The organism is Mangrovibacterium sp., assembly GCF_041596335.1.
In the GTDB taxonomy this organism is placed as follows: Bacteria; Bacteroidota; Bacteroidia; order Bacteroidales; family Prolixibacteraceae; genus Mangrovibacterium.
In genome coordinates, this window is record NZ_JBFHIT010000060.1 from 12,300 (window position 1) to 27,665 (window position 15,366).

The window sequence follows — 15,366 nt, forward strand, 5'->3', positions numbered from 1 at the left end:
CCATGAATGTCGCCTTCAACAAGATACCGCCAATCAGCTAGCGATGACGCCATCTCCAAATTGCCCATCACCCAACATGGGTAAAATTACCCATTGACTTTAGACGAACACAACCCTCCTGCACCCAGAACGCTCATATAGTGCCACTTACCCGACTAAATTCTTTTTTGCGTGGAATCACTACTTGAAATTGGTCTAAATAAGGTGGAATTTTGACTTAGCAGTTATTCAACAAACAGTCACGCTTTAACATGTGTTGCTGTTCAGCTTCAAAATCGAATCGAAACAAAGAGTAACAATTCAAATTAGGCTGAAAGAATTTGGTTTTCTACAGGTCTGAAATGAATGCTCAAGGAAACATGAATTTTGAAAAACAGAACGAGATCCGTGGGGGTCAGGAAGCGAAGCTGTGTCATAACTGAAATATCTGAACGATCTGCAATCGAATATAATTATTAACACTCAAAGCAATTGATTATGAGCTTAATTAATTCAAACTACCAGTGGTTGGCCTTGTACACGAAATCTAGATTTGAGAAGAAAGTACAGGCTAGTCTTGAGGCAAAAGGCATCGAAAGCTATTTGCCGATAAAAACAGAACGACGCCGTTGGAGCGACCGCATTAAAACGATCGAAGAGCCACTGCTCAGAGGTTACATTTTTGTGAAAGTAAGCAACCGCGAATATTTTAACGCACTCAACACGACCGGGGCTGTAAGTTATGTTTCTTTCGGTGGACAAGCTGCTCCAATTCCAGAAAAGCAATTGGAAGATCTGAAAACATTCCTGTCTGGATACAACCAACAAATAGATGTAACCTACGACAACCTGGAAGAGGGATCGAAAGTTATCGTGGTCACCGGACCAATGAAAGGAGTTGTTGGTGAAATCGTTGAGTTCCGTGGAAAAAGCCGCATCGCGCTGCGATTTAAGAACCTGGGATACTGCATCCTGACCGACATTGCAGCGAAAGATGTAGAAGCATTCAAACCTCATCTGATTACTGCACACAAACGCCTTGTCAACTCACTTCTTTCTGCTTAACAGAAAGTCAACTACAGCTTCCTTGCAAGCTGAGCTTATCCCATCTTCTGTAGATTCTTTCTATTCTGCAGCAGTTATTCGAACAGGTAAACCATAAAATTATGAAAGTACTCATTCTTGCGGGTGGACTAGGAACCCGTATATCCGAAGAAACATCAGTCAGGCCAAAGCCGATGGTCGAAATCGGAGATCGTCCGATCATTTGGCATATCATGAAGATCTACTCGCACTACGGGTTCAATGATTTTATCATATTATGCGGATACAAAGGTTACGTAATAAAAGAGTTTTTTGCAAACTACCTGATGCATCGTTCAGACGTACATCTAGATATCGCGAAAAATGAGACAACGTATCTCAGCAATCACGCCGAACCCTGGAAAATATCACTTATTGATACCGGACAAGATACATTGACCGGTGGAAGGATAAAGCGTGTACGGGACTATATAGGAAATGAACCTTTTCTTCTGACCTACGGAGATGGCGTATCAGATGTCAATATCCACGAACTGATTAACTTTCACAAACAACAAGACGCCTATGTCACCTTGACCGCTGTAAAACATCCTGGCCGTTTTGGGGCCTTTAGCCTTGAATCCCATTCCAGCAAAATAGAAAATTTCAGGGAGAAACCAGATGGAGATGGCAATGATATCGCCTGGATAAACGGTGGTTTTTTTATCGTGGAGCCCGAGGCGTTCGATTTCATTGATGGAGATCTCACGGCTTGGGAAAGAGATCCTCTGGAAAATCTGGCGATCCAAGGCAAACTCGCGGCCTACAGGCATAAAGGCTTTTGGAAATCAATGGACACTCTCTACGACAAGCAAATCCTTGATAACCAATGGAGAAGTGGAGATGCCCCTTGGAAAATATGGGAATAATTCATTCTTATGGCAATATCCCCAGATGAAAATCACTGTTACTTAAAGGTTTGTGAAAATTTTAAGCCCCTCCATTCAATTGATGGTTAATTAACGTTCGTATTATATGCTAGAAGAAATTCTCTCAGTTTATAGAGGCAAGAAAATACTTGTTACAGGCAACACTGGTTTCAAAGGCAGTTGGATAACTACATGGCTGCTAAAACTCGGTGCCAGTGTAACGGGCTATGCACTCGACCCGCCTACGACCCCTTCAATGTATGAGCTCCTTAAACTATCCGACAGTATTAAACAGTACATAAAGGACATTCGCTCATATAACGAGATTAAGAAATGCCTTGAAGAAACCCGTCCAGAGATAATTTTTCATTTAGCAGCTCAGCCACTCGTAAGAGATTCGTACAACATCCCATTGGAGACATTCGATGTAAATGTAATGGGAACCGTAAACCTCCTTGAAGCTGTACGTGAGTTGAACCTAAGGACAAAAATTATCTGCATTACCTCAGATAAAAGTTATGAGAACCAAGAATGGCTTTTTGGATACAGGGAGGTTGACCCAATGGGTGGATACGATCCCTATTCAGCCAGTAAAGGAGCTGCGGAGATTATCATATCCTCTTATAGACGATCCTTTTTCAACCCTCTCCGCATGGAAGACCATGGTGTAAAATTGGCGTCAGTACGGGCAGGGAATGTGATCGGAGGTGGTGATTGGGCGAAAGATCGAATTGTTCCTGACTGCATCAACCATCTCGAAAAAGGGGAACGAATTTTTGTTCGAAATCCTGTAGCAACAAGACCGTGGCAGCATGTACTCGAACCTCTCGGAGGCTATTTGCTTCTAGGAGCAAAACTATTTAGCGCCACACCTGATGACTCACGCTACTGTAGTGCTTTTAATTTTGGTCCACTAATTTCGTCCAATAAAACAGTGGAATCTTTAGTTTCAGAGATTATAAAAAACTGGGGCAAAGGCTCATGGTTCCATAACTCAACAGAATCAGTCCATGAAGCGTCACTCTTAAACCTAACAATCGACAAAGCATATCACCTTCTAAAGTGGCAACCAGCCTGGGATTATGAAGCAACTATAGCGAACACTGTAGCTTGGTATAAACAAAATAGTCTCGGATGGGATATGATGGAATTCACAAAAAAACAAATTGATGACTACTTAGAATGCTTTAAGTTCAGCAAATAAACCGGTGAAACTTCAAACAATTGCACTAAGGTCTTAATCCTCTGGCCCACTGAACCTACCAATGTATTACTATTAGTTATATACAAATCAAGTAGCGTTAAGCAGACGATATCCTTTTCGAAAAATCATGACAAAAATTAGACTATTATTGACTGGAGGCACTGGGTTCGTTGGTTGTAACCTTCTTCCTATTCTAAAAGAAAAAGACATTGAAGTTTTATCATTAACAACCACGCATAGTGCAGTACAAGAAAAAAATATAAAATGGCAAGTTTGCAATATATTCGATGACGAAAACCTGAAAAAAAATGTTGCCGAGTTTAAAGCAACCCATCTACTGCATTTGGCGTGGGAAATTTCTCCAGGTAATTATAACCTAAAGTCAAACTTCGACTGGTTGCAAGCCAGTATGAATTTGATTAGGCTTTTCATGGAAAATGGAGGAAAACGGGCAGTAATTGTTGGATCTGGGCTTGAATACGACTGGAGTGCTGGACTTTGCCGTGAAAATGAAACAAAGCTAAGCGATGCAACCCTCTACGGACTAACAAAAAATCTCTTGCATCGGTATTGTGAGGCATTGCTGAAGTCAAACGACATTAGTTTTGCATGGCCTAGATTATTCTTCCTGTATGGCCCCAACGAAGATAAACGCCGTCTGATTCCGTATTTAATTACGCAGCTGTTGAAAGGGGACAAAGCGGTCGTGCGCGAAACCGAATTGTATCGTGACTACCTGTACGTCAAGGATGCGGTTAACTATCTGGCAACCCTTTTATTTTCAAACTATACCGGCACAATAAACATCGCTTCTGGCGAGCCCACTAAATTACGTGATATTGCCCTGACAATTGGAAATATCATCGGTAACCAGAACCTTATTGAGTTTCAGAATAATTCGCATACTGCGAACAAAATTGTGGTTGCAGACAATAAAAAAATGATTTCAGAATTTGGGTTCAGCCCTCGATATTCCATTGAAAATGGGCTGGAAGAAACGATCAAATGGTGGAAAAACAAGCAAGATCTATGAGTAATATTGTTATTTTAGGAGCAGGAATGGCAGGATACGGTGCCGCAAAAAAATTTAAAGATTCAAATGTGGATGCTCTTATCTTTGAAAAAGAGAACCACTATGGAGGCCATTGTTCTTCTTACATTTTTGAAAACAAATGGGTTTTCGATGATGGCCCGCATATCTCGTTTACCAAGCACGACAAGGTTAAAAACCTGTTTGCTCAAAATGTCAACCACGATTTTCATGAATTCAAAGCGAAAGTAAATAACTATTGGAAAGGGAAATGGATAACTCATCCTGCACAAGTTAATTTACATGGCTTACCCGCTGAGTTTAATACTCAGATCTTGAAAGAAATGATTGAAACCTCCCAAAAGGAACATAACAGCATCGCCAATTACGAACAGTGGCTTTACGCGTCATTTGGGAAAACATTCGCTGAAAATTTCCCGATGAAATACACTAGAAAATTTCACACAACAGAAGCGAAAAACCTCACAACAGATTGGTTGGGTCCCCGTTTATACCAACCAAAACTTGAGGAAGTTATCTACGGAATGCTTTCACCATCACCATCAGATGTACATTATGTGAAGGGTTTTAGGTACCCAAACAAGGGCGGTTTTGTTTCCTTCATGAAAGGCATTGAGAATACATTCGAAATCAACTACAACTCAGAGTTGGTCAAGATCAACTTAAAAAACAAGGAAATGACATTTTCCGATGGACGTAAAATCAACTACAATTATGCATTTTCGTCACTACCATTAAATAAAATCGCATTAATGATGGAAGACGCCCCCAAGGAGGTGATTGCGGCTGCGAAACAATTAGCCTGGACTCAGTGTGTCGTCGTTAGCCTTGGCATCAATCGACCAAATATTACTGATCACCATTGGACTTACTTCTACGATGAAGATTTTCAAATTAGTAGGATTAGCGCCCAAAGTTTGTTTTCTCCCCACACGGTTCCGACCGGTTGCAGCAGTTTGCAGGCTGAAATCTATTTCTCCGACAAGTATAAACCACTAACCAAAAGCCCAGAGGAATTCATTCCGATTGTCCAAAACGAATTAATAAAATGTGGAATACTGAGAATGAACGATGAAATTTTGGTAGCAAATGCCAGAGTCTCTCCTTTTGCCCAAATAATTTTTGACCACGACAGAAAATCAGCAGTAGAACTATTACACTCATTCCTTTTAGAAAATAATATTCTTTTTGGCGGAAGGTATGCTGATTGGGAATATACATGGTCAGACGATGCATTTTTAGCCGGAGAGGCATCAGCTGAAAAAATATTAATGAAACTATAGAAACTCCCCTCTTTAATGCCCTCGGCTTAGTGAAAAAAGCTCAACCAAACATGAATTATATTCGCTTTTCATTTAACAAATAAAATTATGAAATGTCGCCATTGTAACTCCAACCTTGAGAAAGTTTTTCTTGACTTGGTAAACTGCCCTCCATCAAACGCAATGCTAACCGAACGCCAATTGAACGAACCGGAAGTTTATCTTCCGTTAAAAACTTATGTTTGCAGCCAATGTCGGTTAGTTTCAGTCAATGAGATCACTAATGCGAATGCCATATTCAATGATCAGTACACATACTTTTCATCGTACTCGAAGAGCTGGCTTGCCCACGCAAAATCCTATGTGGACATGATGATCAAACGATTTCATCTGAATGGAAGCACACGTGTCATAGAAATTGCGTCAAACGATGGGTACTTGCTTCAGTACTTCAAACAAAAAAATTTCGACGTTTTAGGTGTTGAGCCGACTGCGAATACCGCTGAAGTAGCAGAACAAAAAGGAATAAAAACTATCGTTGACTTTTTTGGAAGTGAGTTTGCCCAAAAGCAACTCGTAGACAAGGGAATTCTGGGAACACTTATTCTTGGCAATAATGTACTGGCGCATGTTCCAGACATTAATGATTTTGTGCTCGGCATGAAAAAAGCACTCCACCCAACTGGAATCATCACGATGGAATTTCCTCACATTCTGAAACTAGTGAAAGAATACCAGTTTGATACAATATACCACGAGCACTACTCATACTTTTCGTTCACAACGGTTAAAAGAATATTCGGAACCTACGGACTTCAAATATTTGATGTTGAAGAGATACCTACGCATGGAGGATCACTGCGCATTTATGCAAAACATGAAGCAGATCGGTCAAAAGAGATCTCATCCAATGTCGAAAAGCTACTTGAAAAAGAAGATAAGGCTGGAATTAACACCGATGAGTTTTATCAAAATTTCACAGAAAACGTGAATACGATCAAAAATGAATTCATAAGTTTTCTCTTGGATGAACACAAAAAAGGAAAAAAAATTATTGGGTACGGAGCTGCAGCAAAAGGTAATACGTTGTTGAATTATTGCGGGATTAAAGGAAATGATCTGATCAGTTTTGTTGTAGACGCATCTCCGTTCAAACAAAATAAGTATTTACCAGGCAGCCATATCCCGGTTTACAGCATTGAGAAAATAGCTGAGTTCAAACCGGATTACATCCTAATATTGCCCTGGAATCTTAAAAAAGAGATAATTGAACAGCTAAGTTTCACCCAGGACTGGGGCTGCAAATTTGTTACGGCCATCCCAAAGCTAGAAATTTTTCAATTTCACAATGTCTGACTTATGATTTCTTAATTCGCAAAAAAATCCCAAAAAAGAGCGGCGCAACCAAATACAAGTTACCCCGCAACAATAGATACTTGCATGAGGAGCATTGTTCTGATTTAGTACTTCAATTTCACCCGTGTATTTTTAGAAAATTTAAGCTATGAACTGCTCAACGTTAATGAATTGAATATTTACATTTATTGAAATGGTCTGTGTTTATTACGCAGCTCACTCATTAATAAAACTTATGACGACAAACAACAAAAATGTATGTGTTATAATTCCTGTCTATCAGGAAATGAAAGACTTAGAACTATACTCCTTTAAAAGGATGGTAAGCGTATTTTCCTCCCGGAAAATTGTCATTATTGGACCGCCTTCACTGGAAGACTATATTCATGGGCTGTGCGCTACGATCGAAAATTCTTCTTCAATATTTTTTGAAAATGTTTTTGGCCGTGGCCCTCAGTACTATTCACGACTTTTCATGTCGAATGAACTTTATAAACACTTTCTGGATTTTGACTATGTAGTAGTTTGCCAAACAGATGTTTTCGTTATCAAAGATGACATCGACTATTGGTGTGAACAAGGTTACGACATGATCGGGGCTCCCGTTTTCGAAGGCTACACAGCCCCGAAGAATGAGATGAAGCAAAATGCTCTCAACACCGGCTTTTGTATTCGAAACCCAAAATCCTGTTACAAGGTGCTTTCAATGACAAAAAATCGCTATTCGAAGATATCATCTCTGTGGAAAATGGAATCAATATGGTACTGGAAGTTTTTCCGAGTAATTCGAGACGGCCTCATATTTAACTATAAAATAGAATCACTTAGACCAATTATCAACGAGGACATGTTTTGGACTGTGCTCGTGCCGGATAAATTTCCTTGGTTCAAAAACTGTCCTCCCGAAAAAGCTAAGTATTTCTCATACGATGCGAATCCGAGGTATCTCTTTCAAGAAAGCAACAACACGTATCCAATGGCTATACATGCTTGGTGGAGATATGACAAACCGTTTGTTATGGAGATTATTGAATCGCTTGATGATTGCAATATTCCGAAGGGAAATCTAGTCCCTGATGCAGAGAGAGAAAGGGAGATGAAATACAATCCTCGTCCACACTTGAAGGAAGGATGCTAACCGCCCGTTTAACAAAAACGCATCTTGAAAATTTTAAATCCCGGTTCCCTGTGTGGAAAGATGCTGACTCTTTCGCCTTGAATTATCGGAAAATGTAGTTGAATTGTGTGACTGGTTAACCTCCCCAAAAATCAATTTATTGCAAATAATAACGGCTCTTCGCCCCTGATTATATATGGCTGGGGCTAATTAAATATCAAAACAAAGCATTTAACGTCAACCTGCAACCACCTATTCAAATTCAACCCAAAGGGCTTCTACCAGATAACCACAAGTACATTGTAACTAAATCCGATCTTTTACCACAGGTGTGATCTAACTTTCTTTAAGTCGGGGAAACTACTCACACCAACAGCCTGTTGAACTTATTCGAAATGATCAATTCTATGTGGATAAACAAATGTCCGCTTGTTAACTACTGATATTCAACAAAATCTACTAATCAAGCACAAGATGCATTTAAGATCCATACATTATAAAAATTCTGCTCTCTGGAAAAAATCTTCAAATATGGTTTATTCTTTAAAAACACTAGATTTGAGCAATAGGAAGACTGATGCTCCATTGTTTGGTCAGATTGAAGAAATTCTACTGACAGTCGGTCAAGATATTAAGGAGGCATTCACCGATGAAGACCAAAATGTCACATTGTATCATTTCTCAAAAGCAAAATCCTCCTGTATGGTTCTTGCTGAGTTGCTTCAAGCCGGTAGAGTGGATGAGTTGGATGAATTTGCGAATAAACTGATTAAACACAACCAAGAGCTCATACTAATGTTAAACAACTATATACATCTGACGCGTATTAACATAATCATAGACCTGCGAAGGAAAATTAAGTAAATTTGCGATTCAGAACTTAAACATGACATTATATAAAAAAAAAGCTATGGCTAAAATTGCATTGATTACTGGTATTACCGGGCAGGATGGAGCATATCTTGCGGAATACTTACTTAAAAAAGGGTACATTGTTCATGGTATCAAACGCCGTTCGTCCTTGTTTAATACCGATCGTATTGACCACCTCTATCAGGATCCACATACAGACCAACGGAACTTAATTCTGCACTACGGTGATTTGACAGACAGTATGAATTTGACCCGTATTATTCAGGAGGTTAAACCAGATGAAATTTATAATCTGGCAGCGATGAGCCATGTGAAAGTTAGTTTCGATATTCCGGAATATACGGCGAATGCGGATGGAGTTGGGACCCTGCGGATATTGGAAGCTGTTCGGTTGCTGGGATTGAAAAGCCGAATCTATCAGGCTTCAACCTCCGAATTATATGGATTGGTTCAACAAGTCCCACAATCAGAAACCACTCCGTTTTACCCTCGCTCACCATACGCAGTAGCTAAAATGTACGCGTACTGGATTACAGTAAATTATCGTGAAGCTTATAAAATGCACGCCAGCAACGGTATTTTATTCAACCATGAATCACCAATCCGGGGCGAAACATTTGTTACCAGAAAAGTTACAAGAGCTATCTCAAGAATTGCCCTTGGAATGCAAGACAAAGTTTACATGGGTAATTTATCGTCGAAACGCGACTGGGGACATGCTAAAGATTACATCAAAGCTATGCACCTCATTTTACAACAAGACGAGCCGGATGACTACGTTATCGCAACCGGAATTACCACCACAATTCGCGATTTTATTAAAATGGCTTGTGCTGAAGTAGGCTTGGAAGCGGATTTCAAAGGCGAAGGAGCCGAAGAGGTAGGCTACATTACCGGGGTTGACGAAAAAATATTTACTGCAAAAATTGGAAGCGAGTACCTGGACGCGGTTCAAAAACGAATTAAGGAACAGAACAACGATATCGTACGGGTTGATCCGATGTACTTCCGACCAACCGAGGTTGATCTTTTGATTGGAGACCCGACCAAAGCAATGACAAAATTGAATTGGAAACCAGAATATGACCTGGCGGGACTCGTTGCCGACATGATGCAATCGGATGTTAAACTAATGCAAAAAGACGCCTACCTCATCAAGGGTGGTTATCAAACACTAAATTATTTTGAATAATCGAAGATATTCTTGTACTGTACCGACAATCGGTTCAGTACAAGAAATTTTACTTATTCAAAAGTAGCCAAATATGGAAAAAACAAGCAAAATATACATCGCTGGTCATAGAGGATTGGTTGGTTCGGCAATACTGAAAGGCCTGAAACAAAAAGGCTATTCTAATTTCGTGACCCGTACTCACCACGAACTTGACCTTTCTGATCAACTTGCAGTAGCTAAATTTTTTGAGCAAGAAAAACCGGATTACGTTTTTCTTGCCGCAGCAAAAGTTGGTGGGATTATGGCCAACAACATTTATCGGGGACAGTTTATTTACGAAAATCTGATGATTCAGAATAATGTGATTCACCAGGCTTATGTTCATGGCGTTAAAAAATTGCTTTTCCTAGGTAGTACTTGTATTTACCCTCGAGAGGCGCCACAGCCAATGCCGGAAAACAGCTTGCTGACATCGCCACTGGAATATACAAATGAACCCTATGCGATTGCAAAAATTACCGGGATTAAAATGTGCGAGAGCTACAACATCCAGTATGGTACTAATTTTATCTCGGTAATGCCAACCAACCTTTACGGCCCAAATGATAATTTTGATCTCGAAAAATCACACGTGCTTCCTGCACTTATTCGCAAAATTTACCTTGGAAATTGTCTAACTGAAGGAAACTGGGATTTAATTCGTAAAGATCTGGGAAAAAGACCGGTCGAATCGATTGACGGGCAAGCTTCAGAAGAACAAATCAGAAGTATTTTTGAGAAATACGGGATCAAAAGGCGCGACGGAAAATATGCTGTCGAAATATGGGGAAGCGGGAAGCCAATGCGCGAATTTCTTTGGAGCGAAGACATGGCTGATGCATGTATCTTTGTTATGGAACGTGTTAATTTCGAAGACCTGCGTCCAAGCAACACTCCTGAGATTCGCAATACTCATATCAATATTGGCACAGGGAAAGAGATTAGCATAGGCGACCTAGCCAAACTCATTAAAGCTAAACTGGGTTTCACCGGCGAATTATTTTTTAACAGCGAGAAACCCGATGGCACCATGCGTAAACTGACCGATCCTTCAAAACTTCACAACCTTGGCTGGAAACACGCCATCGAGATCGAAGACGGAATTGAGCAGATCATCAAGTGGTATACAGCATAGTCAAAACAAAAAGACGACAAAATGAAAAATAATAACTATCTGGTAGTGATGGCCGGCGGTATTGGAAGTCGCTTTTGGCCAGCCAGCACCGCCCGGAAACCGAAGCAGTTTCTCGATATGCTCGGAACAGGTAGGACGCTATTCCAACATACAATTGATCGATTCAAGCAGATTTGTCCACTAGAGAATATTTTGGTGGTTACATCCGAAAATTATACTTCAATTGTAAAAGAACAATGCCCTGAATTAGTAGATGGCAACATTCTTGGCGAGCCGTGTATGCGCAATACAGCTCCTTGTATTGCCTATGCTTCTTACAAAATAAAGAAGCTAAACCCAAACGCAAATATTGTCGTAAGTCCTGCAGACCATCTAATTGAAGAATTCGATATTTTTGAGGAAACGGTCAGAAAAGGACTAAACTTTATTGAAGCGAATGATGCTATACTCACGCTGGGAATTTACCCGAGAAAACCAGAGACTGGCTATGGCTACATTCAGACGACGGATAAAGAAGCCGAAATTGCCAGTGTTAGAGCTTTTAAAGAAAAACCTGAGCTCGAAATTGCAAAAGAATACTTAGCAGATGGTAGCTATTTCTGGAACTCCGGAATATTTTTCTGGTCAGTTTCAACTATCATATCAGCATTCGAGGAACACAATCCTGCGCTAGCGGCAACTTTTGAACGAGGATTTGATATGCTTTATACCGATGCTGAAGAGAACTTTATTCGGGAAGCTTTTCCGAAATGCGAAAATATTTCGATCGATTACAGCGTCCTTGAAAAAGCGAAGAACTTATACGTCCAGAAAGCAACTTTTGCCTGGTCTGATTTGGGAACCTGGGGTGCACTTTGGGAAAAAGCAGAAAAGACAAACGAGGGAAATACTTCAGGCGCAGCTTACACCGGCTTTTATGAAAGTTCCAACAATCTGGTTCATACCAGCACAGTGAAAAATGTGATTGTTCAAGGATTACAAGATTATATTATTGTGGAAGCTAATGGGACTTTGCTAATTTGCAGCAAACAGGAAGAACAGCGCATCAAACAATTCCTGCGGGATGCGGAGCATGGCAGTTAATTTTTAAAGCCTACGAATGATTAAAAACAATTTTATCACAGGAACGCGAATAATCAAGTTCAGTCAGGCATTTACTCTGATCTGGGGAATAATCATCCTTGTTTTATGCCTAATCCCAGCCAGCGATTTGCCAAAGGTAAATCCGATTCCTAATCTGGATAAAATTGTTCATTTCATTTTATACTTTGTTTTTACTGTTTCTGCCTTCACCACAAAGCAACTTTTAGGAAAGAAAATCAGTACCGTATTCATCCTTTCCGGATTTTTCCTTTTTAGTTTTTCTATTGAAGTATTGCAAGCCGTTCTTCCCTTCAACAGATCTTTTTCGTTATACGATCTATTATCCAATTCATCGGGCTTATTCGCCGGTTGGTTGGCATACAAAGTAATTATTGCTCAAAGACTTAGTCAATCTAAATCTTAACAAATCTATTCGTCTAAGAAAAACAAAACCGATTGGTCATTGCTCACGAGTTCTATTGGTTGAGTACGAATTATCGTACTCAACCAATAGAATACTTCTGGAAACAGATTTTGTACCTATCTAACTACCATACAATCATCGTATTTAAATCTCCACGTCATGTATAAAGATCGCGAAATTGTCCTGGCCAAACTCAGTATTGGTATACAGGTCATTCTTACAATGCTGTGTTTTCTAGCAATTGAGTGGATTACTAATCCTGAAGTGTTCAGGCAACTTGAATTCTCCAGAGAGCTTAAAAATGCAATTGTAGTCGTTTCGCTGCTATGGTATATTATACTTGATATATACCAAATGGGGACTGTTGCCAGAACAATGGGTACCAGCAACATTGTGAAAGGATATATTAAAGCCGTAACAACATCTGTTTTCTTCCTTTTCGCTATCAATATCGTACTGCAATATTCAGCATTCAGCGTACCTGAAATTTTCTATTTTGGAGCGCTTAATTTATTCGTTCTAATTATTTACAACAATACTGTTTTTATGATCATGCGTCTTTTGAGACGTAAGGGATTCAATTCGAAACAAATCTTAGTTATTGCAGACAAGGAATGTATTCCAAATATTGAGGAAATTATCAACACAAAAGATTGGGGATTCCAAATTTGGGGAATCATGACCAATTGCGACGAAATCCGTCAGAAGTATTTAGCCGACTATAATGTGATGAGCCATAGTTCGAATATTCGACCATTGCTAGACCGAAATCCAATTGATGATGTTGTTTATTGCCGTTCAGGCATTAATCAAGCCGAAATAAAGAATTACCTGGATGCATGTTCAGAAATTGGCGTTGGGTTCCATTACCAAACCAAAGTAGGAGCCATTATCAATGGTAAAAACGCTGATCCCGAACTTTCAAAGATTAGTAAACTGCCATTCATTTCTTACAAAAGTTCGCCAGACAACTACTTACAATTAAAATTCAAATCAATGTTTGATTTTTTCTTTAGTTTGTGTGTTGTAATTGCTACGTTCCCCGTACAACTTGCCATCGCAATAGCGATTAAATTTGATGATGGTGGCCCCATCTTCTTTAAACAAGAACGCGTTGGGCTGAATGGTAGACGGTTTCATTGTTTCAAATTTAGAACTATGGTAGTTAACGCTGAAGAGCTGAAAGCCCAACTGGCCGGACAAAACGAACAAGAAGGACCTGTTTTTAAGATAAAGTCGGATCCCCGGGTAACACGTATCGGCCGATTTCTTCGAAAAACATCCTTGGACGAAATTCCACAGTTTTTAAATGTTATAAGAGGCGACATGTCTGTTGTCGGCCCTAGACCTCCTTTACCTTCTGAAGTCGAGAAATACGAAAGATGGCAAATCCGACGCTTAAGTATGAAACCTGGGATTACTTGTACCTGGCAAGTTTCCGGACGTAATAATATCCCATTTACTCAATGGATGAGGCTAGATCTGGAGTATATTGACAATTGGTCCTTTAAGAAAGATCTTTTGTTAATTCTTAAAACGGTTAAAGTTGTAATCATCGGCGACGGAAGCTAACGGATCTTAAAAAAGCAATAAAACACGAATCAACAGTATGAAAATGTACTGGCTTTAATCGTACCGATTGAAATCGACACTGGGGAAAGATGTTCGAGTTAACGATATAAAGTGGCAAAGCCATTCTGCAAGACGGAGATGTGACAGATCATGAGGCTTGATAAAACTCCTTAGACATTATAAACGCAAGCTGAGGATTTGCCTGTGCATACTATCTCGATCTAGCCAGACAGCTTTCTAATCTGCTAGTAGCAACTACGAACATAAATAGCACACAAATACTTCCCGTTAAGAAATTATTCTACGCATAGAGTTAAATCTCACAATTTTTCAACTTCATCAAAAAGAGCAATTTACGTTGCTCTTTTTTTTTCGCTTGTCCCGCACCACATTTCAAGCAGTTACCGATGGATTTCATGTCCAACGCCTGGCAGCCGAAGCTGTCCGCGATATTCGCATCAAACATCGGTGCGAAACATTGGATGCTGAAAACAAGGCTTACAAATAGGCTAAACTTCGAACCGTTGAATACACTCCCGGGGGCTGCCCAACGGCGATACACCCAGGCAACTTTTACTCAGAAGCAGACATCTGCTCTTCAAACCTCAGGAACGCTGGACACTTTCGCAACAGTCTCGGGCGCTGATCTTGCTTGATCGATCTCCCAAAATCGAAAAAGCATACTTATTAGCCAGCAAGCTCACCGAGTTCTACAATCTAAAAATCGCAACTGAACTTGCCAAAGCTAAACTAGCATAATGGTTTGATCGGGATTGAAAAGTCGAACTTCAATGCATTTTAAACAGTAAGGCGCACATTCGGAACTCACTACGACACCATTATAAATTAGTTCGATGGCAGAAGTACAAACGCTGCAGCCGGATCATTCAATGCTAAAATAAAGAAGTTTAAAAATAGTTCAGGGGCATGTCCGAAATTAAGTCTTTTCTATACCCACTAGGCAAAATTTATGCGTAGACCCAGGTTTTAGGACGGATCCGAAAGATGCGGGAAGTTTTTTGAATAAAAAAAAAGCCCGATGCTCTGGAGAACAACGGGCTTGAAAAGAGGGCGACGACCTACTCTCCCACATAAATGCAGTACCATCGGCGCTGGCGGGCTTAACTTCTCTGTTCGGAATGGGA

Annotated in this window: 14 protein-coding genes, 1 rRNA gene and 1 pseudogene; 15 read left to right on the forward strand and 1 reads right to left on the reverse strand. The window is 40.0% G+C overall.

Going from position 1 to position 15,366, the window contains the following annotated elements:
* Positions 1-477 precede the first annotated feature (477 nt).
* From ABZD21_RS16560 to ABZD21_RS16630, 15 genes and pseudogenes are all read left to right on the forward strand, one after another.
* Positions 478-1,044, forward strand: coding sequence for a UpxY family transcription antiterminator (locus tag ABZD21_RS16560; protein ID WP_372776216.1), 567 nt, complete (start codon positions 478-480; stop codon positions 1,042-1,044).
* A gap of 101 nt (positions 1,045-1,145) precedes the next feature.
* Positions 1,146-1,931, forward strand: a complete 786-nt coding sequence (rfbF, locus tag ABZD21_RS16565; protein WP_372776217.1) for a glucose-1-phosphate cytidylyltransferase — start codon at positions 1,146-1,148, stop codon at positions 1,929-1,931.
* A gap of 106 nt (positions 1,932-2,037) precedes the next feature.
* The gene (rfbG, locus tag ABZD21_RS16570) at positions 2,038-3,135 is read left to right on the forward strand and encodes a CDP-glucose 4,6-dehydratase (RefSeq protein WP_372776218.1); all 1,098 of its coding nucleotides are present in this window, start codon (positions 2,038-2,040) and stop codon (positions 3,133-3,135) included.
* A gap of 127 nt (positions 3,136-3,262) precedes the next feature.
* Positions 3,263-4,168, forward strand: coding sequence for an NAD-dependent epimerase/dehydratase family protein (locus ABZD21_RS16575; protein WP_372776219.1), 906 nt, complete (start codon positions 3,263-3,265; stop codon positions 4,166-4,168).
* Positions 4,144-5,469 carry an NAD(P)/FAD-dependent oxidoreductase gene (locus ABZD21_RS16580; RefSeq protein ID WP_372776221.1) on the forward strand — a complete coding sequence of 442 codons (1,326 nt, stop codon included), beginning with the start codon at positions 4,144-4,146 and terminating at the stop codon, positions 5,467-5,469. Before ABZD21_RS16575 ends, ABZD21_RS16580 begins: the two co-directional genes overlap by 25 nt.
* A gap of 87 nt (positions 5,470-5,556) precedes the next feature.
* Positions 5,557-5,736: pseudogene (locus ABZD21_RS16585) on the forward strand (hypothetical protein); the annotation flags it as partial.
* An 81-nt stretch (positions 5,737-5,817) separates the two neighbouring features.
* Entirely contained in the window at positions 5,818-6,804 is a 987-nt protein-coding gene (locus tag ABZD21_RS16590) for a methyltransferase domain-containing protein (protein WP_372776230.1), read from the forward strand.
* Between the two features lie 235 nt (positions 6,805-7,039).
* The gene (locus ABZD21_RS16595; RefSeq protein ID WP_372776222.1) at positions 7,040-7,942 is read left to right on the forward strand and encodes a DUF5672 family protein; all 903 of its coding nucleotides are present in this window, start codon (positions 7,040-7,042) and stop codon (positions 7,940-7,942) included.
* Between the two features lie 510 nt (positions 7,943-8,452).
* On the forward strand, positions 8,453-8,785 hold the full coding sequence (locus ABZD21_RS16600) for a hypothetical protein (protein WP_372776223.1): 333 nt from the start codon (positions 8,453-8,455) through the stop codon (positions 8,783-8,785).
* A 46-nt stretch (positions 8,786-8,831) separates the two neighbouring features.
* On the forward strand, positions 8,832-9,986 hold the full coding sequence (gene gmd, locus ABZD21_RS16605; protein ID WP_372776224.1) for a GDP-mannose 4,6-dehydratase: 1,155 nt from the start codon (positions 8,832-8,834) through the stop codon (positions 9,984-9,986).
* 73 nt (positions 9,987-10,059) lie between these two features.
* Positions 10,060-11,142, forward strand: coding sequence for a GDP-L-fucose synthase family protein (locus ABZD21_RS16610; protein WP_372776225.1), 1,083 nt, complete (start codon positions 10,060-10,062; stop codon positions 11,140-11,142).
* Between the two features lie 21 nt (positions 11,143-11,163).
* Positions 11,164-12,225, forward strand: a complete 1,062-nt coding sequence (locus ABZD21_RS16615) for a mannose-1-phosphate guanylyltransferase (RefSeq protein ID WP_372776226.1) — start codon at positions 11,164-11,166, stop codon at positions 12,223-12,225.
* Between the two features lie 16 nt (positions 12,226-12,241).
* Positions 12,242-12,649 carry a VanZ family protein gene (locus ABZD21_RS16620; RefSeq protein WP_372776227.1) on the forward strand — a complete coding sequence of 136 codons (408 nt, stop codon included), beginning with the start codon at positions 12,242-12,244 and terminating at the stop codon, positions 12,647-12,649.
* Between the two features lie 159 nt (positions 12,650-12,808).
* Positions 12,809-14,221: a sugar transferase gene (locus ABZD21_RS16625; protein WP_372776229.1), complete on the forward strand. Its 1,413-nt coding sequence runs from the start codon at positions 12,809-12,811 to the stop codon at positions 14,219-14,221.
* A gap of 543 nt (positions 14,222-14,764) precedes the next feature.
* Positions 14,765-14,980, forward strand: a complete 216-nt coding sequence (locus ABZD21_RS16630; protein ID WP_372776231.1) for a transposase — start codon at positions 14,765-14,767, stop codon at positions 14,978-14,980.
* A gap of 307 nt (positions 14,981-15,287) precedes the next feature.
* Here ABZD21_RS16630 and rrf read toward each other — a convergent pair.
* Positions 15,288-15,366, reverse strand: a 5S ribosomal RNA gene (gene rrf / locus ABZD21_RS16635); the annotation flags it as partial.